Source organism: Pseudooctadecabacter sp., from assembly GCF_965657175.1.
In the GTDB taxonomy this organism is placed as follows: domain Bacteria; phylum Pseudomonadota; class Alphaproteobacteria; order Rhodobacterales; family Rhodobacteraceae; genus Octadecabacter.
In genome coordinates this window covers 543,587-567,080 of sequence record NZ_CBFHNH010000001.1, presented here as the reverse complement: position 1 = coordinate 567,080, position 23,494 = coordinate 543,587, and the positions used below count along the sequence as shown (strand labels likewise).

Below are 23,494 nucleotides of genomic sequence, written 5' to 3'. Positions count from 1 at the left end.
TAATTCCGAACAACGCTAACCCCCTCCGTATTACCGCGGCTGCTGGCACGGAGTTAGCCGGGGTTTCTTTACCAGGTACTGTCATTATCATCCCTGGCGAAAGTGCTTTACGACCCTAAGGCCTTCGTCACACACGCGGCATCGCTAGATCAGGGTTTCCCCCATTGTCTAAGATTCCCCACTGCTGCCTCCCGTAGGAGTCTGGGCCGTGTCTCAGTCCCAGTGTTGCTGATCATCCTCTCAAACCAGCTATAGATCGTAGACTTGGTAGGCCGTTACCCCACCAACTATCTAATCTAACGCGGGCCAATCCTTTACCGATAAATCTTTCCCCCGAAGGGCGTATACGGTATTACTCTCAGTTTCCCGAGGCTATTCCGTAGAAAAGGGTATGTTCCCACGCGTTACTAACCCGTCCGCCGCTCCCACCGAAGTGAGCGCTCGACTTGCATGTGTTAGGCGTGCCGCCAGCGTTCGTTCTGAGCCAGGATCAAACTCTCAAGTTGAAAAGCTGTTACCAGCTTATCCTTGACGTTCGAACCTCTGCACATCTTTCTATGCCCTACCGCTTCGCCACTTGAGGACAAACCCCAGGCAACAATCGGCCAGCTGCACCGGGTGATGCAGCAACATAGAAAAGTCATCTGTTTGATGTGCTTCTGGTTTCATCAGAAACCGAAAGCCACTCAAACAGTGAAGCTGACACTCTATAATCGGACCTAAATCCTAAGAGCGCGATATACAGACGTTGATCCATCGAACTGAACCAAACCGCCCACATATCTCTTCAGATACTATCAATTTCAAAGAGCGTGGAGCCGTAACCCCAGAGACAATAAAAACAGTGTGCGCCCTAATCGTTCGGCGCGCCCCGCCTCTAAAACCTCAGAATTTTCTTATCCGCCTCGTCTCCGGCTGGCTGCGTTTCCGCTCCGTCCGACCCGTCTGGCGCCCCGCCCGCGCATCTCTGCGCCGCCGGTGAGGGGGGTTCTACGGTTACACACCAATACCCGCAACCCCTTTTTTTAAGAAAATGCATTTTTTCTCGTTTTCATGATTTTGGGCGTGTTTTCAGTGCTTTGCTTATCAAGAATTACCTTGGACCTAGGGTCATATGGCGTTTTGTTGCGCCGAGGCTTGCAGGCTATGTCCTAGATATAGTGGCTCTGCCCTGTCTATCCGCAAGAATGGACGCTGTAACGGCCAAATCACCCCTGATTTGGGGCAGACTCACCCTGATAGAGCGGCAAGTCCGCGGTGAATCGGCGAAACTCATTTTCATAGACTGCCCAATTTTCAGGATTTCGGGGTCAGGTTCCGCTCAGGAAAGATGCGCGTGAGGTAGAATGCGAGCCCCAAACCGGGCAGCAACAGCATCAAGGCGACCCGTAAGGTCAGCCATTCTGCTAGGAACCCGATTAGGGGTGGGCCGATCAAAAAGGACGACATGGCGATCATGGCCATGGTGGCGATGTTTTGTGCCTCGTGTTCGTCCCCAAGGCTGGCGGCGGCAGATATGCCCAAAGGAAACGCAATCGATACGCCAAGCCCCGTCAGGGCCAGCCCGATGAACAAAGCCGGCATCCCCGGCAGGACAGTGGCGCAGACCAGACCTGCGATGGACAACCCCACGGTCAGGCGGGCCACCCCCCGCGCACCCAGACGCGCCTTCATATAGTCACCGGCAAACCGACCGGCAGCGAGGAACCCCGCAAAGATCGTCACGGCCAGCCCAGCATCCTCCGGTGCGCCGCCTTGGCGTTCCGACAGATAGACCGCGGCCCAATCGTGCATGGCCCCTTCGACCAAGGTCACGAGCAACATGAACAAGGCGATCAGGAACAGGGCGCGAGGCATGTCGCGGATTTTCTGGGGTTTGGGTACGGGGCCGTCCTCTTGGCCCTGCAGTTTGGGCAGGGTTTGCGCAGCCCAGACGCCGAACGCGGCGGAGGTTGCGCAGATCACAAGGACCGCGATCACCGGACCAATGAAGAACAACGTTGTGGCCAGCAGCGACCCCACCATGATGCCCAGCGCCCAGAACCCGTGGCAGCGGGACATGATGTAGGTGTCGGCGGCTTTCTCAAGCCGACCGGCGTAGGTGTTCAGGGCGACCTCCATAAAGGCCACGACCGCGCCAACGCTGGCCAGCGCCAGAAAAAGGCTGATTTGCCCCGTCGCAAGGAACGGGGTCAGGATCAAAAGGGTCTGCACCGGCAGCCCCACCGTAAACGTGCGGCGGGGACCGAGCCGCGCCACGATCCGGCTGGCAAATTGCAGCACGACGATCAGAGCCAGCGGCATCCCCAGAAGCGCCAGTGCCAGATCGGCCTTACTGAGGGACAACGTTTCCTTGATATAGGGAATCATCGCCAGCCACGCACCGAAGGCCATGGGCTGCAGCGCGAAAAGCGTCATGATCAAAAGGGTGCCCAGCTTTGCGTCACGTCTGTTCATGACGCGACGCTATCAACCTTTGACGGTCGCACCAGACGTTTTTTGTTTCGGGATGTAACGCAGCCCGATGAGGGTCAGGATCACCGCAAGATAGATCAGCGGCTCTGCCTCCCAGACCTTTTGGACCATGATGAAATGCACAGCCCCCAGCACCGCAATCGGGTAGACCAGTTTGTGCAGGTTGCGCCACGTGGCCGCCCCCAATTTGCGCACCGAATAGTTGTTCGAAGTCACGGCAAGCGGGATCATCGCCAGGAACGCGACCATGCCGATGGTGATATAGGGACGTTTCCAGATGTCCCCCCACATCTGTTCCCAACGCAGGGACATATCCAGCACCACCCAGATGCCCAGATGCACAACCACATAGACAAAGGCCATGACGCCGATGGCGCGGCGGAACTTCAGCAGGTTGAGGCCCGCGAACCGGCGCAGGGGCGTGATCGCAAGGCCGATGATCAGCAGTTGCAGCGTGATCTGCCCTATTTCGCGTTCAAGGGCGTTGATCGGTTCCACCCCCATCGCACCGGTGGCAGCCAGATAGAACTGCACCGGAATAGGCAGGGCATAGAGAAGATAGACCAGCCAGACAGGCACCTTGCGGGCAAATCGGTTGATGGGGTCGACGATGGCGGTCATGGGCGTGGCTTTCCTAGTCGTGTCTGGTTGAAACCCATTTGGGCGACCGTCGGTTCAAAAGAAAGCTTTGTGACCGCATCCCACGGGGAGTTGAGAGGATGTTTCAATCAGTTCAGGTCCAGCGGGCCGCTGATGCTTTCGGTGCAGGCCCGCAACGTGAAGGGCGCGGGATTGCCGCCCAGATAGAGGGACCCCACGATCAGCCGCGCCCAACAGGTGGGCGGCACGGGATAGGGCGTTGTGTTTTGGGCGATCATATAGATGTGCAGCGGGCCTTGCGGTGTGCTGCGTTGGGCGTAGTCGATGGAATTGCCAGCGGCCTCTGCCGCGTCATAGCGGTCCGACAATGCGGGCATGGCGATGGCGCGGGCAAAGCCGCGCGCGATGTCCCAGTCCCCTGCAAAGACAATCATCACATCAGGCTCGGTTCCCTGGACGGCGATGTCGTAGACGTAGCGGATAACGCCATCGGGATCCGCCGCGTTCAACGCTTGCGCGAAGTTGGCCGGCGCCTGCACCGTGACGATCCGTGCGCGGTTGTTGATACCGGCAAGGATGCCATTGTCAGGGATCAACGTGGGTCGCGCCTCACCCGAGGCGAGGTCGTTGCTTTGTTGGGCCGCCGCTGGGCTGGCACATGCCAAGGCCAGCGCCACCCCAACACCGCGTGCCCGGATCACCGGAGCGCCTGACTGCACGCAAAGCTGTTGAAACTGCTGTTGCCTTCGCCCCGGTACGTTTCGTCAATCACGCGGCGGGCCATGCAGCGTTGCGACTGGTCCTCCCCCAAAGCGGTCGAGGTGAAGTTATAGACCCGCATGGGATGTCCGTCAGGCGCAGTCAGGATCGTCAGCACCATATTCGGCGCGGCGTCCGGTGACATGTTCACATAGGGCGCGAGGTCCGAGGCCACGGCAGAAATACCAATGCCGCGCCAGAAATCAGCGGCCTCACCCCAGCTGTCTTTGACGACAACCACCAGATCAGATGTTCCAAGAGTTTGGGAGGACGGCGGGAAGCCGTAGTTGAACAGGTTTTGCACGTCCCGGTCCTGAAGTTCGAACAGAAACTCTTGTTCGATTCCTTCATACATTGTGCGGATCCGGTTGCCGCCCAACTGAGTGACAAAACTGTCCGGTGTCACCGATGTGGCGGGCATGGGGCCCTCTTGCGCGGTGGCGCAAAAGGGCAGTGTCAGAGCCGCCAGCGTGGCGGCGATCGTAAGTGGTGTCATCAATAATTCTCGGTTAAATCCATTCCCTCGTAGAGTGAGGCAACCTCAGTATAGCCGTTGAACATCAAGGTGTCTTCCCGTGCCGAAAACAGGCCGCCGCCAATGACGCGGTGCGATGCCTGAGACCAGCGAGGGTGATCCACCTGCGGGTTCACGTTGGAATAGAACCCGTATTCGCGGGCGTTAATCTTGTTCCACGTGGTGGGCGGCTCGCTGTCCGTCAGGGTGATCCGCACGATGGATTTGATGGATTTAAACCCGTATTTCCATGGCACGACCAAGCGCATGGGTGCGCCGTTCTGGTTGGCCAAGGGTTCCCCGTAAATGCCTGTCGCCATGAGGGTCAGCGGGTGCATGGCCTCATCCAGACGTAGACCTTCGACGTAAGGAAAGTCGATCACGCGGCGCTGCACGCCGGGCATAACCTCAGGCAAGACAGCGGTTTCAAAGGCCACGTGGGTCGCGCCGGACTGAACGCCGACCTTATTCAGAAGATCAGCGAGTTCAAAGCCGTTCCATGGCACGACCATCGCCCAAGCCTCAACACAGCGGAAGCGGTAGATGCGTTCCTCAATGGTCATATCCCCGATGAGGTCTTGCAGCGCATAGGTGCCTGGATTGTCGACCAGACCGTCGACCGTCACCTCCCACGGGTCGGTCTGCATATCGCCTGCATTGGCGGATGGATCAGACTTGCCGGTGCCGAATTCATAGAAGTTGTTGTAGGAGCGGATTTCTTCGAGGGTGTTGGGCTCCAACGCCTCTTGCGCGTGCACCGTGCCGCCAAGCGCACCTGCGCCCGCCATACCAGCCAGAACCGCGCGGCGGTTCATCCACAAGGATTTTGGGGTGACGTCGTTTCGGGTGAGGGTGTTTGTCCAGCGGTGGGCCATTGGAGTCTCCGGCAATTGCGATTTAGTCCTGTATATAGAGTGAAGTTGTAAAGCGTCACTAAACACCTTGTCACGTCTGCGCGGGGGGACTGTAACAGTGTCGAATGGCCTTGCGGCCATCCGCCCCGCGCGCCTGCGGCGCGGGTGGGGGCGCTGCGCTCGGGCTCACGCCCTCCTCGCAGGTATTTCGGAACCAGAGAAAAGGGCGCGCCTAGCCCGGATAGAGGGTGGACAGGAGTGTCGAGGTGCCATCGGCCTGCACGATGCGGACATGATCGCGGCGCATTTTGCGCGGCTCGGACACGCCGACGGAATGGGCGATGGTTTCGACCTCTTTGATGATGCCTTTGGCGTAGGCTGCGACACGGTCATATTTTTCGGCCGGAACGAGGCCCTTTTGGAACCGTGGGTCGTGGGTTGTGATGCCGGTGGGACAGGTGTTCTTGTTGCATTTGAGCGCCTGAATACAGCCAAGGCTAAACATGAAGCCCCGCGCGGAGGTGACGAAATCGGCCCCCGCACACAGCGCCCAGGCGATATCACCGGGGTTCACCAGTTTGCCGGAGGCCACGATGCGGATACGGTCCTTAAGGCCGCGGTCATTGCGCAGGGCGGAGACACGTGGCAGGGCCTCGCGGATGGAAACACCGACCAGATCAATCAGCGGCATGGGCGCGGCACCGGTGCCGCCTTCGCCGCCGTCTAAGGTGATAAAGTCCGGCGCGCTGTCCGGGCCGCGCGCGACGATGGTGTCGAAGAAGTCGGCGAAGGCGGCCTCGGACCCCATGACGGTTTTGATGCCCGTGGGCAGGCCCGTCACCTCACGCACATGGGCGATGAAATCCAGCAGATCGTTCCAGTCGTCGACCTCTGCATGGCGGTTGGGGCTGATGCCGTCTTTGCCCTCTGGCAGGCCACGGATTTCGGCGATTTCGGCGCTGATTTTGGCGGCGGGCAGGATGCCGCCCTTGCCCGGCTTGGCCCCTTGGGCGAGTTTGATTTCGATCATTTTGACTTGGGCGTGGGCTGCAACCTTGCGCAGTTCGCCCTCGTCAAGGTTTCCCTCCGCGTCACGCACGCCATATTTCGCGGTGCCCATCTGGAAGACAATGTCGCACCCGCCTTCGAGGTGATAGGGCGACAGGCCGCCCTCGCCCGTGTTCATCCAGATGCCAGCCTTCGCGCAACCCCGCGACAGGGCCTGCACGGCAGGTTTGGAGATCGCCCCATAGGACATGCCGCTGAGGTTGAAGATCGACGGGGCGTCATAGGGTTCGCGTGCGCCTGGGCCGATGGTCAAAGCCTCGGTCCGGGCGAACTGGTTGTCGAGCGGCGGGAAGGCCGCGTTGGTGAAGATGGGCGTGCCCGGCACGGCGAGGTTGCGGGTAGATCCGAAGGCGACGGTATTGCCCTTGCCTTCGGCGGCGTGTTTGACCCAATCGCGTTGGGCGCGATTAAAGGGCAGTTCTTCGCGGTCCATGGCAAAGAAGTACTGGCGAAAGAATTCACCCAGTGCGGTGAACAGGTAGCGAAAGCGCCCGACCACCGGATAGTTGCGCCGGATCGCGTCTTGGGTTTGCAGCCGGTCGATCACAAAGAGCACAGCGACGATCGCGATGACCAGTCCCACAGCAATAATCAACGCGACTGCAAGGCCTTCGAACACGGACATGGAGAAACTGGAGAACATGGGGCGGCCTTCTACGGGTTGGTCTTTGGGTTACCACAATAGACTGTACCGCAGGACGTCAACCAAACTGGCGGTGATCAAGGCCCGAGCGGGCGGGATTTATTGCCGATCCGACAGGCAAATTCCGCTGCCCTTCACAAGACTGTGACTGGATTTCGGGCTGTGCTGCGGCTTAGCCCCCCTGCCCTTTTCGTCAAACCACATCGGCAAAAATCCCCGCAGATCCAAGAACAGATTGCGGCGTATTCCCTGCTGATACCAACGCGGTGTCGAACCTAAACCAAGGAGAAACACAATGCTTCGTCGTACATTCATGGCCGCGACGGCCACACTCGCCCTGACAGCAACCACCGCATTTGCAGATGGTCACGCCAAGGATATCGTGGACACCGCTGCCGATGCGGGGGCCTTTACCACGCTTCTGGCCGCAGCTGAGGCCGCTGGCCTTGTTGAAACCCTGAAAGGTGACGGCCCGTTCACCGTGTTCGCCCCCACAGATGACGCCTTTGCCGCTTTGCCCGAGGGCACAGTCGAGGGCCTGCTGGAGGACACCGATGCGTTGACCGCGATCCTGACCTACCATGTCGTGCCGGGTGCGGTGATGTCGGGTGATTTGTCTGATGGCATGACAGCCGCCACGGTCAACGGGGCCGAGGTCACGATTTCCGTGGGCGACATGGTGATGGTGAACGACGCCACCGTCACAACCGCCGATATCGAGGCGACGAACGGCGTGATCCACGTGATTGATTCCGTTCTGATGCCGCCGATGTAAAACCAAAGACCAACCACGAAAGGGTCGCCTTCGGGCGGCCCTTTTGCGTTTACAAGGGGGGCCAGTGCACGGCAGGGTGCAATTATGAAAACGGCGATTATCACAGGGGGCGCGCGCGGCATCGGGTTGGCCGCGGCAGATGTCTTGCTTGAGGCCGGATGGCAGGTGGGTCTGGTGGACCGAGACGGCGATGCTTTGGCCGAGGCCGTGACGGCGCGCGACAATGTCCATGGCATCTTTTGCGATGTGTCTGATCCGGATGCCGTGCAGGGCATGATGGATGAGGCGATCCGGCATTTCGGCGCCATCGACGGATTGGTCAACAACGCCGGTGTCGCAGATTTCGGCCCGATTGAAGATACGGATTTCGACCGTTGGAAAACGGTGATGGAGACGAATGTGGACGGGGTGTTCCTGTGCACCCAAGCCGCCACACCCGCGTTGAAAAAATCCAAAGGGGCGATTGTGAACATCGCCAGCATCAGCGGGCTGCGTGCCTCGACCCTGCGTGTGGCCTACGGCACATCTAAGGCAGCGGTCATCCAGCTGACCTTGCAGCAAGCGGTTGAATTGGGCGAATACGGCATTCGCGCGAACACCGTCTGCCCCGGACCGGTGAAGACCAAGCTGGCGATGGCTGTGCACAGCCAAGAGATCATCGATGCCTACCACGATGCCATCCCCCTGAACCGCTACGGACAGGAACGCGAAATCGCTGAGGTCATCGCGTTTTTGCTGTCCGACAAAGCCAGCTTCGTCACCGGCCAGACCATCGCCGCCGATGGCGGGTTTGAGGCCACGGGCGTGGGCCTGCCGGCCTTGCGCAACTGATGCAACGCACGGTGACATAACCGACCCTTAACCGCCCGCGCCTAGGGTCGCCCGTGGATCCCGCGCGGCCTTACACCCCGCGCGAAGCTTGGCAATCAGGACGGGGCGCATGCCCCTTTCCCTTCATATGACACGGGCGGTTTGACACCCTGCCTCGTGCGTGGAAGATGTCCGCCACCGGCGGCCGCCAGCCTTGCCACCCTTTCTATATACGACCCCATGAAAAAGGCCCTCCAGCACCGCTGAAGGGCCCCTTTGTTGTGGCCAGCCCGACCCCTGCCTGACAGGCAGGACCCTGGCTGTCGGTTCGGTGCGCTGCACCGGATCGTCAGCGCGTGTTAGTGCACGGTTGCCTCATCCGGCTTGGGTCGGTTGGACGCGCTGATGCGGTCGCCCACGATCAGCCCGTCTGATCCGGCAGAAACCGGAACGACAGCACCATCGGCAATATCACCGGCCAAAAGCATCTCAGCCAGCGGATCCTGCAACGCACGTTGGATGACACGTTTCAGCGGGCGTGCGCCGAACACCGGGTCGTACCCTTCATCCGCCAGCCATTTACGCGCGCCGTCATCCAGATCGAGCCGGATTTTCCGCGCCGCCAGACGTTTCAACAACCGTGCCATCTGGATGTCCACGATCCCGTCCATATCGTCACGGGCAAGGCGGTCAAAGATGACCGTTTCGTCCAGACGATTCAAGAATTCAGGCCAGAAATGGGCGCGCACGGCGTCCATCACGTCCCGACGCGCCGTCGCACTGTCGGCCCCTTCGGGCAGTTGGCTGAGCGCTTGTGACCCAAGATTCGACGTCAGGATGATCAACGTCTGCTTGAAATCGACGGTGCGGCCCTGACCATCGGTGAGCACACCGTCGTCCAGCACCTGCAACAGCACGTTGAACACATCCGGATGCGCCTTTTCGACCTCATCAAACAGGATGACTTGGTACGGACGCCGCCGCACGGCTTCGGTCAAGACACCGCCTTCGTCGTAGCCCACGTATCCGGGGGGGGCGCCGATCAGACGGGCGACGGCGTGTTTCTCCATGAACTCGGACATGTCGATGCGTACCATGGCGCTGTCGTCATCAAAGAGGAACTCTGCCACGGCTTTCGTCAGCTCGGTCTTGCCGACGCCCGTTGGCCCGAGGAAGAGGAACGACCCCAGCGGGCGGTTCTCGTCATTTAGGCCCGCACGCGCACGGCGCACAGCGTTGGCGACTGCCCGAACGGCGGCGTTCTGACCGATGACGCGCTTGTGCAGCCCGTCTTCCATGCGCAGCAGCTTTTCACGCTCTCCTTCAAGCATCTTGGCCACGGGCAAGCCCGTCCAACGTTCCACAACAGAGGCGATCTGTTCGGGCCGCACGGCTTCCTCGACCATCAGATCGTCGGCCTCCTCAGCCTCACCCAACTGCTTTTCCAACGCGGGGATGACGCCGTAGGACAGCTCACCGGCCTTGGCCAAATTACCCTCGCGTTTGGCGATGTCCAGATCGGCGCGGGCGCGGTCAAGCTGCTCTTTAAGCTCCCGTGCGCCCTCAAGCTTGTCGCGTTCGGCCTGCCACTTCGCCGTCATCTCAGCGGAGCGATCCTGCAGATCGGCCAGTTCCTTTTCGCGGGTCGCCAGACGGTCTTTGGAGGCTTGGTCATCCTCAAGCCGCAAAGCCTCAACCTCGATCTGCAACTGCAACACCTGACGGTCGAGCGCGTCGAGTTCTTCGGGCTTGCTGTCGACCTCCATCCGCAAGCGGCTGGCGGCTTCGTCCACCAAGTCGATGGCTTTGTCGGGCAGGAAACGGTCCGTGATATAGCGGTGTGACAGGGTTGCAGCGGTCACAAGGGCGCTGTCCGAAATCCGCACGCCGTGGTGCAGTTCGTACTTTTCCTTGATGCCCCGCAAGATGCTAACCGTGTCTTCGACTGTGGGTTCCTGCACCACCAGGGTCTGAAACCGCCGGGCCAACGCCGCGTCTTTCTCGACGTCTTTGCGGTATTCATCCAAGGTCGTCGCACCGATGCAGTGAAGTTCCCCCCGCGCCAGCGCAGGTTTAATCAGGTTCGCCGCATCCATTGCGCCATCGCTTTTGCCAGCGCCCACGAGGGTGTGCATTTCGTCGATGAACAAGATCACCTCACCGGCGGCTTCGGTGACCTCAGACAACACGGCCTTGAGGCGTTCTTCGAATTCACCACGGTATTTCGCACCGGCGATCAGCGCGCCCATATCCAGCGACAACAGTGATTTATTGCGTAGGGATTCGGGCACGTCACCGTCGATGATGCGCAGGGCGAGGCCTTCGGCAATCGCGGTTTTACCCACACCGGGTTCACCGATCAGAACAGGGTTGTTTTTGGTGCGGCGGGACAGGACCTGCATAGCGCGGCGGATTTCCTCATCCCGACCAATGATCGGGTCGATCTTGCCTTCGCGCGCACGTGCGGTCAGGTCCATCGCGTATTTCTTCAGCGCGTCATAGCCGTCTTCGGCCGATGCGCTGTCCGCTGTGCGGCCCTTGCGGATGTCGTTGATTGCGGCGTTCAGGCCCTGCGGCGTGACTTTGCCGGCGTCCAACGCCTCTTTCGCCTTGGATTTCACCATGGCGAGGGCAGTCAACACACGTTCAACAGGGACGAAACTGTCGCCTGCTTTCTTGGCCAGCTTTTCAGCCTCGGCCAGCACTTTGCCGGTCGTGGCATCCATGTAGGTCTGGCCTGCGTCACCGGTCACTTTGGGCAGTTTGCCCATGGCAATGTCGTTGGTTTGCATGACCTGCCGCGCATCGCCGCCGGACGCATTGATCAGATTGGCCGCGAGGCCCTGATCGTCGTCGAGCAGTGCTTTGAGCAGGTGTTCGGGGGCCAACCGCTGGTGGCTTTCCCGCATGGCGATCGTCTGGGCGGCCTGTACGAAACCGCGCGACCGCTCTGTGAACTTGTCCAAGTTCATGGCGTCTCTCCTTTATTAAGCGCCCCGGTTCGAAGGCTGCCCGCTGATGCGGCGCAGGCTGTTTGGGGCCTCGATTAGGATTTGGGGCGCATCGGCTTGATGTTCAAGAGGCCCGCGCAATCTGCACGGGCCCCGTTTGGTCATTTATTGGTCTGGGGTCACGACGCCTGCGGGTGCTTCACCCGGTGTGGTGCCGGTGGGCGTGTCGTCCGTGCGGGCGACGCTGCCCTGCACATCGCCACCCATCGTGGCGCCCGATCCGTTTTGCAAAATGTCATCCGTGCCGGCGGGCGGGTTGATGCCCGTGCCGTTGATATCGGCCACGCCTTCGGGCGCGGGGCCTGTTTCTTCGGTGGTTGTTGTTGTGGTGCCCGCTGTCGGGCTTGCATCGTTTTCCAGAAACGCGAGCGACGCGGCCAGAATGACGACGGCGGCCACGGCGACGCCTGCAATCATCCAAAAGACGCTGACGCCGGGTGCCTTGCGTTGGGAGGATAGGTCCATAGAAGCCATCGGTTTTCTCCAGTTTTTCAGGTTCCCAGCCCAACCCGCTGCCACGCGGGAAGTTCCCGCAGATACCGAAGGGAATTGACATAGTTCGATTTCGTATTATTTAGTACGAGATCGAACAAAAATGGAGCATTCAGATGACCAGCCGTAGAAAATTCCTTAAAATCTTGGGCGGGGGCACGATCCTTGCTGCAACCGGCGCTGTCGGTTTTGTGGCGACGCGGACCCCGACGGCGGCGTTGGCCCCGTGGACGCCTGCCACCTATACGGACCCGCGCATGTCGGCGCTGTCCTACGCCATTCTGGCCCCCAACCCCCACAACAGACAGCCATGGCTGATTGAGATGGTGGGGACAGATGGTGTCCGAATTCACCGTGATGAGGATCGCAATCTGCCGCAGACCGATCCCTTTGACCGGCAGATTTTCATCGGTCTGGGTGCCTTTGTGGAAACGATGGTGCTGGCTGCGGGCGCGCAGGGGTATGATGTGGACCTGACGGTTCTGCCCGATGGCCCAGACGGCCCCATCGCTGACGCGCGGTTTTCCCAAGGCGGCACCGCCGATCCGCTGGCGGCGCAGATTCTGACACGCCATTCCAGCAAAGACCCCTATACGGACCAACGACTGACCACAGCTGAGGCCGCGACCTTGGCAAACTACGCCACCTTGATCCTTGACGACGACGCAACCGCCCCTGTGCGCGACATGACCAAACGCGCGTTTGAGATTGAGGTCTACACACCCGCCACTTTCAAGGAATCCGTTGACCTGATGCGGATCGGCAAGGCCGAGATCAACGCAAACCCCGATGGCCTTGAGATGCGCGAACCCCTGTTTGAAGTCCTGCGTCGCGTGGGGCTTATGGATAATGCACAGCTGATGGATGTGGATCATCCAGGCAATCAGGCCTTTCTTGCAAGCTATCTTGAGATGCTGGACGCCACGCCCCATTACGCCGTCCTGACCACGCCCGCCAACACGCGCGTGGACCAAATCGACGCCGGACGGCGGCTGGTGCGGCTGTACCTGAAAACCCGTGAGATGGGGATTGGCGTGCATCCGGTATCGCAGGCCCTGCAGGAATATCCTGAAATGGCACAAGAATACGCCTTGGCCCACAGTTTGCTTGCCCCCGAAGGCCATACTGTGCAGATGTTGATGCGCTTGGGGTTTGGGCCTGATCCCGTCGCAACACCCCGATGGCCCGTGGAAAGCCGAGTGTTGAATGACGCCTGATGAAGACCCTTCTACGCTTTATCGCTTCTTTACCGAGGTGGGCATCATTGATCAGTTGATCTCAACCAAGTTGGAAAGCTTCCTTCCGGGGCGGATGACATCGACCCAGTTTGGCATGTTGGGACATCTGGCGCGCAGGCCGGAGGGGGAGACGCCCCTGCAACTGGCCCGCGCGTTTCAGGTGCCCAAAACGTCGATGACCCATATGATCGCGGGGCTTGAGGCCGCCCAACTGATCAGCCTGCGGCCTCACGCCAGCGACAAACGATCCAAGGTCGTCCAGATCACACCACAAGGCGGTGCCTTCTTGGGCGAGAAGATGCAGCAGATCGGGGCCAGTTTGGCCCCGTTGGTGGCTGACCTTGGCCTGTCACCTTTTGCTGATGCTCTGCCCCATCTGGAACGCATCCGAACAGCGCTTGATGCAGATCGCGACTGACAGCCTGTTGACGGGCCAGCCTGCGCCCACTAGCGAAGGGCGAATCCAGCGAGAGGCCCCAACCATGACCCAATCCCCATCCGATCTTGACCAACTGATTGTCGCCCTTGACGTGCCGGACGCGCTGCAGGGCCTCGGCCTCGCAGAAAAGATCGGGGATGCGGCGACGTTTTATAAGATCGGGCTTGGGATGCTGACCGGTGGTGGCCTTGCTTTGGCCAACGAACTGGCCGACGCCCATGGCAAACGCATTTTTCTGGACATGAAACTGTTTGATATCGGCGCCACGATCGAAGCCGCCGTGCGGGGCCTGGCCCAATTCAACCACGACTTTCTGACGGTGCATGGCGACCCCCACGTGGTGCGTGCCGCAGCCGAGGGAAAAGGCGGCAGCGATATGAAAATCCTTGCCGTGACGATCCTGACTTCGCTCGATCGGGCCGATCTGGATGCGTCCTGCATCAAGGGTGGCGATATCACCGATCTGGTGCAGGAACGCGCAGGCACGGCCCTGTCCAACGGCGCCGATGGGGTCATCGCCTCCCCCCAAGAAGCCGCCCTGATCCGCGCCCTGCCAGAGGCTGACGGCAAACTGATCGTCACCCCCGGCGTGCGCCCCGCCGGCGCCGAATTGGGCGACCAAAAACGGGTCACAACACCCGCAAAAGCCATCGCAAACGGGGCCGATCATGTGGTTGTCGGCCGCCCGATCTGGCAAAATCCCAATCCTCGGGCCGCCGCTGAGGCCGTTCAGGCAGAAATCCGCTCAGACGCGGCACGTCGACCAAACGCCTAAAAATAAGCCCTCCGAGGGGCTTTGTGACAATTTTATGGCGCGTTATCACAGGGTTGGGGGAAATTGTGAGGCCCCCTCCCCTTCCATGGAACCATTTTAATCCCCAGATGTTGTGTAGACAGAAATCGCTGCTACCAGATCAACCTGAGGGGATTACTATGATCCGTTTGAATGACATTCGTTACACCGGCCGCGGCTTCGAAGCCGCAGTGGTTCTGCCAACCCACAAAGGCCCTCTGAAATACAATTGTCGTGTCGACGGACCGGCGACGTTGGACCCATCCATGGTCAAACGCGCCCTGCTTGGTCACGCAGTGCGGCAGCGCACTCGGTAACCATCAATCAAAGGAGATCACCATGTCTCGCATCGCACTTGGCGACATTCGCTACAATCCCGTCACCGGCGCCTATGAGGCCCGCGTGGACATCAACCGCAAGGGGCGGACGTACCGCTACCCCTGTTCCGTTCCCGGATCGCTGAGCATGGATGATGCATCCGTACGCCGCAGCCTGACCCAACAGGCCCAAACCATGGCGGGACGTGAAAACGGGCTGATGTCTGTTCGCTAGATTTCAAGAGATGTCTGCCACTGCCTCTGTCCGATCTGTCCCTCGGACCTGAATCCTCGTGACTGACCAAACTGGCCCCGTGCACGGCACGGGGCCTTTTTTCGTTCAGTCGTTGATGTCACGATCCCAGAGTTTCACCTGACCACGACGGATGCCAAACATCTGGCGCATGATGACGTAGGCGACCAAGGACAGCACAGCAAAGATCACGAGGGACCATGCCAGCGACAAGCCTGCGCCGATCCCAAGCCAGATCATCGCCCCCATAAAGAACGCGCCGACGGCAAAGCCGAAGAAAATCCAACCCGGAATCAGGACCTCAGCAATGGCCAGAACCAAGGCCGCTGTCATCCAGATCCACCATTCGTTGAACCAGCCCATCTTACCCGCGCCCCTTCAACATTTTGAAGGCATCGCCAAAGCTGTCGATCAGATTGGCGGGTAAGACAATCGTGTTGCTGCCTTGGGACGCGCCAAGGGCATTCACGGCCTCAACCTGTTTGAGGGCGACCTGATACTGCGCCGCCTCAAGCCCGTTTTCGGCAATCGCCACGGCCACAACCTGCGTTGCATAAGCCTCGGCATCGGCCGACACGCGGCGGGCCTTGGCGGCTTGTTCGGCGGAATAAAGTTCCGCGTCGGCCTGCAATTCCACCGCCCGTTTTTTACCCTCAGCCTCTGTGACCTGCGCGCGGCGGGCCCGTTCGGCGTTCAACTGCTGCAACATGGCCGCACGGGTCGCGGCATCAAGGTTCACGTCGAGGATTTCAGCGCGGGTCACTTCGATCCCCCAGTCGTCCACCTGCGCGGCCAACTGGTCCTGAATGGCAAGGATCAGGCCGGTGCGATTGGCCTGCACCTGATCCAGTTCCATCTTACCGATCTCGGATCGGACAATACCGGCGACAGTGGTTGAAATGGCACCGTCCACATCGCGGATCCGGTAGACTGTCTTTTCCGGCTCAATGATCCGGTAAAACACGGATGTTTCCACCTGCACCAAAACGTTGTCGCTGGTGATCGCGTCTTGGCCCATGGTGGGCAACTGACGTTCAAGGATCGAGATTTTGTGCGCGACCCGGTCCAGAAACGGGATGATGAAATTGATGCCCGGCCCAAGAACCGCCCGCAGACGTCCGAACCGTTCAATCACAAACTTTTCGGATTGCGGCACGATCCGAACACCGACCAGAATGCAGACGATGATAAAGGCGGCCAACAAGATCAGGACAATATTGCCCCCAATCAAATCGCCAATGATCTGTTCAATGTCCATGTGTGTCCCTCATGATCCTCGTGACAACCCGCAGCCGCGCGCGCCTCTTGCGGGCGTTGCTGGCATCCGGCCTTTGACCAACTTGATAGGGCGCGTTTGACCCGCATGCAACCATAGCTTGAGGCACCGACGCGCCCCAGCACCAGATTTGGTTTGAACGCAACGGCAGAGGTCCCGCACCGCCCGTCCGGTTTCTCTGGTTCTCAAATACCTAAAATCCCGCCGCTTGCCTCCGCCCCCGGCGCCCGCGTAAAGATGCGCCATGCCTGCCCTTTGCCGCGCCTGTCTGCACAGATTCGAGGACGGCACACGCTGTCCCGTGTGCCGCAGCCCACGCGTGACGGCCCATCCCGAACTCTTCGATCTGTCCATCGCGCATATGGATTGCGACGCCTTCTATGCCTCCGTCGAAAAACGCGACAATCCCGAACTCGAAGGCAAGCCCGTCATCATCGGCGGTGGACGTCGTGGCGTGGTTTCGACCTGCTGCTACATCGCGCGGATCAAGGGCGTGCGGTCGGCGATGCCCATGTTTCAGGCCCTGAAACTCTGCCCCGAAGCCGTGATCGTGCGGGGCCGGATGGACCGCTATGTCGAAGTCTCCCGTCAGGTGCGCGCCTTGATGGATGAACTGACCCCGACGGTGGAACCCCTGTCGCTGGACGAAGCCTTTATGGATCTGTCAGGCACCGCGAAATTGCACGGTGCGCCGCCTGCGGTGATGCTGGCGCGCCTGACCAAACGGATGCAGGACGAAATCGGGATCACTGGATCCATTGGCCTCAGCCACAACAAATTTCTGGCCAAAGTGGCCTCCGATCTGGACAAACCGCGGGGGTTTTCCGTGATCGGAGCGGCTGAAACGACCGAATTTCTGCGTCCCAAACCGGTGCGCCTGATCTGGGGCATTGGCCCTGCGGCCCAAGCCAGCCTTGATGCCGCCGGCATTCGCACGTTCGACGACCTGCTGCGCTGGGACAGACGCGATCTGAACGACCGCTTTGGCGGCATGGGTGAGCGGCTTTATGCGCTGGCGCGTGGTGAAGACGCCCGCCGGGTCAGCAGCCACACCCCCGTCAAAGGTCTGTCCAATGAAACGACATTTCACGACGATACGAACGACCCCGATATTCTGGACGGGCACATCTGGCGTATGGCCGAAAAGGTATCTGGACGGGCCAAAGCCAAAGACAAGGCGGGGCGCGTGGTGACGCTGAAACTCAAACGGGCAAACCACAAACTGCTGTCCAAACGACAAAGCCTGCATCAACCCACCCAATTGGCCGACACCATCTACCGCACGGCCCGAGCGCTATTCGATCAAGTGGGTGATCAGGGGCCTTACCGGCTTTTGGGCGTTGGAATATCGGAGCTTGTACCCGCAGGCGATGCAGATCGCGAAGGCGATCTGCTGGATCCCGATGCGGGCAAACGGGCGGAGGCGGAACGGGCCGCCGATGCCATCCGAGAGAAATTCGGCAAGGATGCGATCCTCAAAGGCCGCGCATTGCGGTGATGCTCCAAAATTCCGGAATTTTGGACCCCATAACAAAATTAGCTAATTTTGTTATTCCGCAGCCACGCGCACATCCTCACCTCGGCCAATATTGGCCAGCTCGGACACAATACCGCTTAAGACGTCCTTAAACGCGGCGTAGTTCGCATTGGGCTTGATCGTCTTCTCATTCATGTAAATGGAGCGATCAATTTCCACCTGAACCGCATGATGTCGCCGCGACGGGCGCCCGTAGTGCTGACACATATACGCCCCCGCAAAGGGCATGTTGCGGGCCACCTTGAACCCAGCAGAGGCAAAGGCGGCTTCGACTTTTTCCACAACGGACGACGCTGCTGATGCGCCAAACCGGTCCCCCAATACCACGTCGGGCCGGGTGGCCCCCGGGGGGCCGACGTTCTCAAGCGCTTCATGGGGCATGGAATGACAATCAATCAAGATCGCCTCCCCGAAGTCGGCATGGGCTTCGTCGAGCAGGGATTGCAGCGTATCGTGATAGGGCCGCCAGACCTGCGTGATACGGGCGTGGGCCTCATTCAAGGTCAGTTTTCCGCTATAAATGGCCCGCCCATTGGACACCACACGTGGGATCACGCCCAGACCGCTGGCGATGCGAGGGTTGTGGGCGACGCGGCGGATGCCCGCGACCACAGCCGAATCCATCTCATCGGGGCCGCGGTTCAGATCCAGATAGGCCCGAGGGGCCTGTGCCATCAACAAAGGCGCGCCGTGACCCGGGGCTGATCCGAACAGATCATCCACATAGGCATCCTCGGACGACCGGATTTCATGTTCGTCCAAAATGGCTTGTCGCAAAAAGGCATCGGGGTAGTTTCGACCCGAATGGGGGGACGCAAACACAACCGATGTGGACCGCTTTTCAGGGCGGCGCAGCATATAGGATAGGTTTTCGCCGTGATTGGTCATGATCGCCCCTTCGCCATTCAATCTAGTACAAAAAATCTAAATTCCAAAAGCTCTTGATCCCCTGTCCGACTCTTTATATAGACCGCGACACCTGACGCGCGCTTGCGCGTCCTGTTTGTTTATGGGACGCCGAACGTCGACAGGTAAGGACGATTAGCTCAGCGGTAGAGCACTTCGTTGACATCGAAGGGGTCACTGGTTCAATCCCAGTATCGTCCACCATGAATTTCACCGCGCGACCCTTGTTTTTAGGGTCACGCACGACAGTAACACCAGGCGCAATCGCCGCGCCGCGAGATAAGGACAGAGCTCATGAAAGTTCGCAACTCCCTCCGCTCGCTCAAGCAGCGCCACCGCGATTGCCGCGTCGTGCGCCGTAAGGGCCGGGTCTATGTGATCAACAAGACCCAGCGTCGGTTCAAAGCCCGCCAAGGTTAAGACCTTCGGCAGATCTGAACCACAGACTGTTTGAAACGCCGCGCCCGAGAGATCGGAGCGCGGTTTTTCTTTGCGCACCCCAAAGGTCCGGTTTCCCTGACCTGCGCACAAAATGCACATATCCGCCCTAGCCAGCTTGCGGCGCGGCGCATACCCTTGGGTCAACATTCAGACCAAAGGACATGAGCATGATACGATCCGCATCAACCGCACTCATCACCGGGCTTTTCGCCTTCGCAGCCTTGCCTGCCGCTGCCCAGGACGCCAATTTGTGTGGCGGCATCGGCGGTGCGGGCCAATGGCTGGGCGGGGATGAGGCCGCGTCCGATCTCTCAACCGCGCCGTCCTACGTTGAACAAATGGCGCTTGTGTTGTTGCGCAATGAATATGTCGGGTTGTTCAACGTCTCCGAGGCGGGGGATTACCGGATCGAGGCCATGGGGCGCGGCGGTGGCGATACGGTCATTGATGTGACGGATGCTGCGGGCAATTTTGTCATTTCCGACGATGACAGCGGCGGCGAAGGGTCCAGTCTGGCTGAGACGTACCTGAACCCCGGCACCTATTGCGTTGCCATGCGCAGTTTCGATGGTACCCCCCTGACCGGATTTGTCCGCGCAGGCCGTATCGATCAGGAGGCCCTCACGCCCGGCTTTGGTGGCGGTGCCCCCGGTCAGGATGGTGTGCAGGAGTGCGACCTGTCACAGGCCCAAGCCCTGATCTTTGACGAACCCGTCACCCAGAGCTTCAACCAACAACAGTTTTACAGGCTGCAATTGGACAGCCCGCAAGCGCTGAGCCTCACGGCCGAAAACGAAGATGCGGACCCGATCTTGACGTTGTTTGATGGCGCGGCGAACTGGCTGGCGGAGAATGATGATTTCGACGGGCTGAACAGCCGCATTGATATGGTCGATCCATTGCCCGTCGGGGAGTACTGCATCGCGCTGGGCCTTTATGGCAACGAAGACGCGCCAATTACTGTCACCGTGAAGGAATATGACGCCGACGAAGCCCAGCGCATCCTTTACGCACGCGGTGAGGCCGCACCGTCGCTGGACGGGTCCTATCCCGTGACCGCCTTGGGTGAGATCACAACCCGCCTGCGGGAAGACGCCACCGTTTCGAGCGATGCCCAGTGGTATTCCTTTGACGTTTACGAAGGTGGCCTGATGCTGATTGAGGCGATTTCCCAAGGCAACGGTGATCCCGTCCTGATCATGTATGACGATCTGGGACGTCAGGTTGGGTACAATGACGACGGGGGTGAGGGTCTTGATCCGCTGCTGACGGTACGGATCCAGCCGGGCACCTATCTGGTGGCGGTCAAACAGCTGAACGCGGATACGACTGGCCTCGTTCGGATGGTCTTTGAACGCTACGTGCCAGCGCGGCCCTAAGGCCCATTAACACGTCAAGTGTGTCAAAGGCCCCGCCAGTTCAGCGGGGCCTCTTTTGTCAGTTATCGATTGTGATGTTGATCGACCCTGAAATCAGCCCGATCGCGGTCCGCCGGTCGACAAAACCGGTGGGCACGATCCCTTCTGCCTCTTGATAAGCGGCGATGGCAGAGCGGGTTTGGTCATCGATGACACCGTCCAGTCGGCCAGGGTTGAGCCCAAGATCACGCAGGCGCAGTTCCAACAGTTGGGCACGGACACCGGACAAACGCAGGCCTGCCTCTTCTGACCGTGCCTGTTCACGCTGCGCGCGCGTGACGTTGGGGCCGGAGCGTTGTTCAACCCGTGTACGGGCCTCGGCGGCAAACACGCCGTTTGGATAGGCGGCGAGGTATTCGCGGTACGCTTCGACGGTGTTGTCACTTTGGGCGATGGACCAAGCGGCGCGGTCGTCGGCCTCGGCCTGAGAGCGACGCGCGTCTTCGATGCCGCGCAGACGTTCGGTCGCGATGTCGGCAAACTGGCCATTTGGATAGCGGTCCAGATAGGCGCGGAAGCCCGGTTCATCGCCACGTGCGCCGGTTTCTGCCCAATAGGCACGGTCGCGCGCTTCGGCGGCGGCGCGTTCGCGGGCCTCTTCGGCCTCAATCTCAGCCTGACGTCGCGCGGCTTGTGCGTCGATCAGATTGATTTGATCACGGTCCAGATAGGACGTCTGAGGAAACCCGTTGGATTGCTGCCAGTTGGTGATCGCCCCGCGGGAACCGGGGCCGAAGATGCCGTCGACGCCGCGGGTATTATAATCCAGCAAGGTCAGGTTGGATTGAATGTCACGCCGCATGGCGCGGGTCAGGTTCAGCGCCTCTTCGGTCAAGCGCGCCGTGCGGTTGGGTTCCGCCAAAATGGCCCTGATGTGGGCCTCAGCATCATTGATGAAACGGCCCTGCGGGTATCGGGCAATATAGGTGCGGTAGGCTTCAACCGTATCGGCGGCGGTGGTCCGGTCCCACAGGACGGCCTCGGCGTTCAGATCATCCTCGGACGGGGGGGCGGGCCGCACGGGGGTGTCGATCACGACTTCGCCGGGCATCAGCACCCAATCGGGGGTGATGAAACCCTCGATCGTCAGGTTGCTGTTGTTGAGCATGCGCTGCCCAATCACCGCTTCCGGCAGGGTCAAGATGTTCACCATTTGGCGCCCGGCCACGGCGGGCCGCGTTTTGACGACCGTGACCCCTTGGGGGATGTCCAACGCGCCGAGCCCCGCCCGCAGGCGGCTGTCGGCAAGATCAAGATCATCGGGGTCCGCTTGTCCCAACAGCAAAACCGCCTGTCCCTGTTTGCTTCCCAGCACCGCCAGAAGACTGTCCACCGACACCCCCATCTGGTCCACCGTGAACAGATCCGGGGCCTCGGCCTCTGCGCTCAGCAGCCAGCTGCGGGTGCCATCCGTCACAAAATGCCCCGACAGCGCGACCAGCAACCGGTCGGCCTCAGGGGCCTGCGCCTGAAACGACGCCGCCAGATCGCGCAGCGCATCGCTGCGGCCATTGGCACGGGCGAAGACCTCAAAACCCAGGGATTCAAGCGGGTCCTGCCCATCCAACACGTCATCGGCATTGCGGACCCGATCAAGCTGTTCATAGCGTTCCTGACCAAGCAGCAACGCGGCATCCTGCGCCCAGACAGGCAGCGGCAGCAAAAGGGCCGTGGTGAGAAGCAGATGGCGCATGGGATATCCTTTCCGTCGTTCCGTCCAAGATATCGGCGCCAGTTCACCGCTATCCAATAGCAGCCGCGGTTTTGCGTGCTACATGTAAACGGAGTTGACCACGTTCCGTTCCATCACCGCAACACACCGGATGTTTCAATGCCCTACGTTTCCGATTTTTCGCCGGACGCCCTTGATGACCGGATCACCGTTCATGAAGGCGCGCAAATCGTGGAAATCGATTTTGAGGGGCTCAAATTCCGGTCGTCGGCAGATGTGAATGCCTTTTATGATCACGTCGAAGCGCGCCTTCAGGAAACCGGTGAACCGCAGTGGTTTTTCATGGTGAACACGCGCGATTATCGGGTCGATGAAAGCGCATGGTTTGCCTTTACCCGCAGGGGGCGTGACCTGAACGAAGGCCATACGATGAAAACCGTGCGCTATGATGCGGACCCTGACACGGTGGCGCAGATTGCGCGGGTCAAGGGGACGGATCGTGAGAACCCGAACCTTTTTGGCAGCCGCGATGCGGCTTGGGGTTACCTTAGCGCGCTGCCCTCCAAACGGCGCGAACGGCGCGCGCATACGCCGTCCTTTACCAAAGACGCCTTTGTGCGACGGCTGCAGTTTGACCATGAGGCCAAGATTCTGGAGATTGACCTGAGCGGGATGAACATCCTGCATGCGCGCGATGTGAATGACCTGCACAACTGGGCCGAAGAGGCGATCCGCGCAACGCGGCACAAGTGGTGGGTGGTGTTCAATTACGAAGGCACGCGCATCCAATCGCCCGCGTGGGTGCAATTTTCACTGCGGTCCGAAGAATTCAACAAAACCTATTCCATGGGGTCGGTCCGCTACGCCATGGGGTCAGAAACCGAGGCCGACAAACGTCTGCGCTACGAGGCGAAATCAACCCGTCCCAACATCCGCAACACGCGAGGGGAAGCGCTGGAACGGCTGGCTGAGATGCAGGCGGAATATGCTGCGGCGCGGGGCTAAATCCGGCCAAACCTGGGTGAACTGGAGCGTTGTAAGGGGAAAACAGCCCAGATCGCCGCAAGACCCGTCGCGGCGACCGAGGGCAGCGCAAGGCAGTCCGTAGCGAGGGCGATTGGCGCTGCGACTTGATCAACCCAGAGCCGGCCAAGGCGGTGACAATCGAGAGCGCGCGTGCGACAGTCGTACAGACAAAGGAGT

23 protein-coding genes, 1 tRNA gene and 1 rRNA gene are annotated in these 23,494 nt (G+C 60.0%); 12 read left to right on the top strand and 13 right to left on the bottom strand.

Features of this window, described 5'->3' with window-relative positions:
* The 7 genes from ACTG36_RS02800 to ACTG36_RS02770 all read right to left on the bottom strand — a co-directional run.
* Positions 1 to 506 (bottom strand): 16S ribosomal RNA (locus tag ACTG36_RS02800); the annotation flags it as partial.
* A 790-nt stretch (positions 507 to 1,296) separates the two neighbouring features.
* Positions 1,297 to 2,457 (bottom strand): MFS transporter, encoded by a 1,161-nt coding sequence (locus tag ACTG36_RS02795; RefSeq protein ID WP_375280629.1) that lies wholly within the window; start codon positions 2,455 to 2,457, stop codon positions 1,297 to 1,299.
* 12 nt (positions 2,458 to 2,469) lie between these two features.
* Complete coding sequence (gene msrQ, locus ACTG36_RS02790) at positions 2,470 to 3,096, bottom strand: protein-methionine-sulfoxide reductase heme-binding subunit MsrQ (protein ID WP_375280630.1); 627 nt, start codon at positions 3,094 to 3,096, stop codon at positions 2,470 to 2,472.
* A gap of 107 nt (positions 3,097 to 3,203) precedes the next feature.
* Complete coding sequence (locus tag ACTG36_RS02785; RefSeq protein WP_375280631.1) at positions 3,204 to 3,776, bottom strand: hypothetical protein; 573 nt, start codon at positions 3,774 to 3,776, stop codon at positions 3,204 to 3,206.
* The gene (locus tag ACTG36_RS02780) at positions 3,773 to 4,330 is read right to left on the bottom strand and encodes a hypothetical protein (protein WP_375280632.1); all 558 of its coding nucleotides are present in this window, start codon (positions 4,328 to 4,330) and stop codon (positions 3,773 to 3,775) included. Before ACTG36_RS02780 ends, ACTG36_RS02785 begins: the two co-directional genes overlap by 4 nt.
* Positions 4,330 to 5,223 (bottom strand): protein-methionine-sulfoxide reductase catalytic subunit MsrP, encoded by an 894-nt coding sequence (gene msrP / locus ACTG36_RS02775; RefSeq protein ID WP_375280633.1) that lies wholly within the window; start codon positions 5,221 to 5,223, stop codon positions 4,330 to 4,332. The genes ACTG36_RS02780 and msrP overlap by 1 nt, the downstream gene beginning before the upstream one ends.
* Positions 5,224 to 5,434: 211 nt before the next feature.
* Entirely contained in the window at positions 5,435 to 6,913 is a 1,479-nt protein-coding gene (locus ACTG36_RS02770; protein WP_439141373.1) for an FMN-binding glutamate synthase family protein, read from the bottom strand.
* A gap of 295 nt (positions 6,914 to 7,208) precedes the next feature.
* On the opposite strand from ACTG36_RS02770, the gene ACTG36_RS02765 reads away from it, so the two are divergent.
* Positions 7,209 to 7,688: a fasciclin domain-containing protein gene (locus ACTG36_RS02765; protein WP_375280634.1), complete on the top strand. Its 480-nt coding sequence runs from the start codon at positions 7,209 to 7,211 to the stop codon at positions 7,686 to 7,688.
* A gap of 84 nt (positions 7,689 to 7,772) precedes the next feature.
* Complete coding sequence (locus ACTG36_RS02760) at positions 7,773 to 8,519, top strand: SDR family NAD(P)-dependent oxidoreductase (protein ID WP_375280635.1); 747 nt, start codon at positions 7,773 to 7,775, stop codon at positions 8,517 to 8,519.
* A gap of 338 nt (positions 8,520 to 8,857) precedes the next feature.
* Here the strand turns inward: ACTG36_RS02760 and clpB are convergent, their stop codons facing one another.
* The gene (gene clpB, locus ACTG36_RS02755; RefSeq protein WP_439141370.1) at positions 8,858 to 11,470 is read right to left on the bottom strand and encodes an ATP-dependent chaperone ClpB; all 2,613 of its coding nucleotides are present in this window, start codon (positions 11,468 to 11,470) and stop codon (positions 8,858 to 8,860) included.
* A 144-nt stretch (positions 11,471 to 11,614) separates the two neighbouring features.
* Positions 11,615 to 11,983, bottom strand: a complete 369-nt coding sequence (locus ACTG36_RS02750; protein WP_375280637.1) for a hypothetical protein — start codon at positions 11,981 to 11,983, stop codon at positions 11,615 to 11,617.
* A 134-nt stretch (positions 11,984 to 12,117) separates the two neighbouring features.
* Between ACTG36_RS02750 and ACTG36_RS02745 the strand changes: the two genes are divergently transcribed.
* From ACTG36_RS02745 to ACTG36_RS02725, 5 genes are all read left to right on the top strand, one after another.
* A complete protein-coding gene (locus tag ACTG36_RS02745) occupies positions 12,118 to 13,218 on the top strand; it encodes an Acg family FMN-binding oxidoreductase (RefSeq protein ID WP_375280638.1) in 1,101 nt (366 codons plus the stop codon).
* On the top strand, positions 13,208 to 13,657 hold the full coding sequence (locus tag ACTG36_RS02740; RefSeq protein WP_375280639.1) for a MarR family winged helix-turn-helix transcriptional regulator: 450 nt from the start codon (positions 13,208 to 13,210) through the stop codon (positions 13,655 to 13,657). The genes ACTG36_RS02745 and ACTG36_RS02740 overlap by 11 nt, the downstream gene beginning before the upstream one ends.
* A gap of 64 nt (positions 13,658 to 13,721) precedes the next feature.
* Positions 13,722 to 14,453 carry an orotidine-5'-phosphate decarboxylase gene (pyrF, locus tag ACTG36_RS02735; protein ID WP_375280640.1) on the top strand — a complete coding sequence of 244 codons (732 nt, stop codon included), beginning with the start codon at positions 13,722 to 13,724 and terminating at the stop codon, positions 14,451 to 14,453.
* Between the two features lie 158 nt (positions 14,454 to 14,611).
* Positions 14,612 to 14,788 (top strand): hypothetical protein, encoded by a 177-nt coding sequence (locus ACTG36_RS02730; RefSeq protein ID WP_375280641.1) that lies wholly within the window; start codon positions 14,612 to 14,614, stop codon positions 14,786 to 14,788.
* 22 nt (positions 14,789 to 14,810) lie between these two features.
* Positions 14,811 to 15,023, top strand: coding sequence for an orotidine 5'-phosphate decarboxylase (locus tag ACTG36_RS02725; protein ID WP_375280642.1), 213 nt, complete (start codon positions 14,811 to 14,813; stop codon positions 15,021 to 15,023).
* Positions 15,024 to 15,128: 105 nt separating this feature from the next.
* On the opposite strand, the gene ACTG36_RS02720 is transcribed toward ACTG36_RS02725, so the two are convergent.
* Both ACTG36_RS02720 and ACTG36_RS02715 read right to left on the bottom strand, forming a co-directional pair.
* Complete coding sequence (locus ACTG36_RS02720) at positions 15,129 to 15,404, bottom strand: NfeD family protein (protein ID WP_375280643.1); 276 nt, start codon at positions 15,402 to 15,404, stop codon at positions 15,129 to 15,131.
* Position 15,405: 1 nt separating this feature from the next.
* Entirely contained in the window at positions 15,406 to 16,299 is an 894-nt protein-coding gene (locus tag ACTG36_RS02715) for an SPFH domain-containing protein (RefSeq protein ID WP_375280644.1), read from the bottom strand.
* Positions 16,300 to 16,561: 262 nt separating this feature from the next.
* Between ACTG36_RS02715 and ACTG36_RS02710 the strand changes: the two genes are divergently transcribed.
* Positions 16,562 to 17,815 (top strand): DNA polymerase IV, encoded by a 1,254-nt coding sequence (locus ACTG36_RS02710; protein WP_375280645.1) that lies wholly within the window; start codon positions 16,562 to 16,564, stop codon positions 17,813 to 17,815.
* 51 nt (positions 17,816 to 17,866) lie between these two features.
* Here ACTG36_RS02710 and ACTG36_RS02705 read toward each other — a convergent pair whose 3' ends face one another.
* Positions 17,867 to 18,742 carry an N-formylglutamate amidohydrolase gene (locus tag ACTG36_RS02705; protein WP_375280646.1) on the bottom strand — a complete coding sequence of 292 codons (876 nt, stop codon included), beginning with the start codon at positions 18,740 to 18,742 and terminating at the stop codon, positions 17,867 to 17,869.
* Positions 18,743 to 18,889: 147 nt separating this feature from the next.
* Between ACTG36_RS02705 and ACTG36_RS02700 the strand changes: the two genes are divergently transcribed.
* The 3 genes from ACTG36_RS02700 to ACTG36_RS02690 all read left to right on the top strand — a co-directional run bounded on the left by ACTG36_RS02700 (position 18,890) and on the right by ACTG36_RS02690 (position 20,580).
* Positions 18,890 to 18,964: transfer RNA gene (locus tag ACTG36_RS02700), tRNA-Val, on the top strand.
* 90 nt (positions 18,965 to 19,054) lie between these two features.
* Positions 19,055 to 19,180: a type B 50S ribosomal protein L36 gene (ykgO, locus tag ACTG36_RS02695; RefSeq protein ID WP_010141322.1), complete on the top strand. Its 126-nt coding sequence runs from the start codon at positions 19,055 to 19,057 to the stop codon at positions 19,178 to 19,180.
* Positions 19,181 to 19,368: 188 nt separating this feature from the next.
* Complete coding sequence (locus ACTG36_RS02690; protein ID WP_375280647.1) at positions 19,369 to 20,580, top strand: ABC transporter substrate-binding protein; 1,212 nt, start codon at positions 19,369 to 19,371, stop codon at positions 20,578 to 20,580.
* Positions 20,581 to 20,638: 58 nt separating this feature from the next.
* Here the strand turns inward: ACTG36_RS02690 and ACTG36_RS02685 are convergent, their stop codons facing one another.
* Entirely contained in the window at positions 20,639 to 22,312 is a 1,674-nt protein-coding gene (locus ACTG36_RS02685; RefSeq protein ID WP_375280648.1) for a peptidoglycan-binding domain-containing protein, read from the bottom strand.
* Between the two features lie 138 nt (positions 22,313 to 22,450).
* On the opposite strand from ACTG36_RS02685, the gene ACTG36_RS02680 reads away from it, so the two are divergent.
* On the top strand, positions 22,451 to 23,296 hold the full coding sequence (locus ACTG36_RS02680) for a hypothetical protein (protein WP_375280649.1): 846 nt from the start codon (positions 22,451 to 22,453) through the stop codon (positions 23,294 to 23,296).
* The last annotated feature ends 198 nt before the right edge of the window (positions 23,297 to 23,494 follow it).

What these genes read in the sequence shown, in the direction of transcription:
- ACTG36_RS02795 (WP_375280629.1), bottom strand. Translation starts at nt 2,457, where the DNA reads ATGAACAGACGTGACGCAAAGCTGGGCACCCTTTTGATCATGACGCTT.
- msrQ (WP_375280630.1), bottom strand. Translation starts at nt 3,096, where the DNA reads ATGACCGCCATCGTCGACCCCATCAACCGATTTGCCCGCAAGGTGCCT.
- ACTG36_RS02780 (WP_375280632.1), bottom strand. Translation starts at nt 4,330, where the DNA reads ATGACACCACTTACGATCGCCGCCACGCTGGCGGCTCTGACACTGCCC.
- msrP (WP_375280633.1), bottom strand. Translation starts at nt 5,223, where the DNA reads ATGGCCCACCGCTGGACAAACACCCTCACCCGAAACGACGTCACCCCA.
- ACTG36_RS02770 (WP_439141373.1), bottom strand. Translation starts at nt 6,913, where the DNA reads ATGTTCTCCAGTTTCTCCATGTCCGTGTTCGAAGGCCTTGCAGTCGCG.
- ACTG36_RS02765 (WP_375280634.1), top strand. Translation starts at nt 7,209, where the DNA reads ATGCTTCGTCGTACATTCATGGCCGCGACGGCCACACTCGCCCTGACA.
- ACTG36_RS02760 (WP_375280635.1), top strand. Translation starts at nt 7,773, where the DNA reads ATGAAAACGGCGATTATCACAGGGGGCGCGCGCGGCATCGGGTTGGCC.
- clpB (WP_439141370.1), bottom strand. Translation starts at nt 11,470, where the DNA reads ATGAACTTGGACAAGTTCACAGAGCGGTCGCGCGGTTTCGTACAGGCC.
- ACTG36_RS02750 (WP_375280637.1), bottom strand. Translation starts at nt 11,983, where the DNA reads ATGGCTTCTATGGACCTATCCTCCCAACGCAAGGCACCCGGCGTCAGC.
- ACTG36_RS02745 (WP_375280638.1), top strand. Translation starts at nt 12,118, where the DNA reads ATGACCAGCCGTAGAAAATTCCTTAAAATCTTGGGCGGGGGCACGATC.
- ACTG36_RS02740 (WP_375280639.1), top strand. Translation starts at nt 13,208, where the DNA reads ATGACGCCTGATGAAGACCCTTCTACGCTTTATCGCTTCTTTACCGAG.
- pyrF (WP_375280640.1), top strand. Translation starts at nt 13,722, where the DNA reads ATGACCCAATCCCCATCCGATCTTGACCAACTGATTGTCGCCCTTGAC.
- ACTG36_RS02730 (WP_375280641.1), top strand. Translation starts at nt 14,612, where the DNA reads ATGATCCGTTTGAATGACATTCGTTACACCGGCCGCGGCTTCGAAGCC.
- ACTG36_RS02725 (WP_375280642.1), top strand. Translation starts at nt 14,811, where the DNA reads ATGTCTCGCATCGCACTTGGCGACATTCGCTACAATCCCGTCACCGGC.
- ACTG36_RS02720 (WP_375280643.1), bottom strand. Translation starts at nt 15,404, where the DNA reads ATGGGCTGGTTCAACGAATGGTGGATCTGGATGACAGCGGCCTTGGTT.
- ACTG36_RS02715 (WP_375280644.1), bottom strand. Translation starts at nt 16,299, where the DNA reads ATGGACATTGAACAGATCATTGGCGATTTGATTGGGGGCAATATTGTC.
- ACTG36_RS02710 (WP_375280645.1), top strand. Translation starts at nt 16,562, where the DNA reads ATGCCTGCCCTTTGCCGCGCCTGTCTGCACAGATTCGAGGACGGCACA.
- ACTG36_RS02705 (WP_375280646.1), bottom strand. Translation starts at nt 18,742, where the DNA reads ATGACCAATCACGGCGAAAACCTATCCTATATGCTGCGCCGCCCTGAA.
- ykgO (WP_010141322.1), top strand. Translation starts at nt 19,055, where the DNA reads ATGAAAGTTCGCAACTCCCTCCGCTCGCTCAAGCAGCGCCACCGCGAT.
- ACTG36_RS02690 (WP_375280647.1), top strand. Translation starts at nt 19,369, where the DNA reads ATGATACGATCCGCATCAACCGCACTCATCACCGGGCTTTTCGCCTTC.
- ACTG36_RS02685 (WP_375280648.1), bottom strand. Translation starts at nt 22,312, where the DNA reads ATGCGCCATCTGCTTCTCACCACGGCCCTTTTGCTGCCGCTGCCTGTC.
- ACTG36_RS02680 (WP_375280649.1), top strand. Translation starts at nt 22,451, where the DNA reads ATGCCCTACGTTTCCGATTTTTCGCCGGACGCCCTTGATGACCGGATC.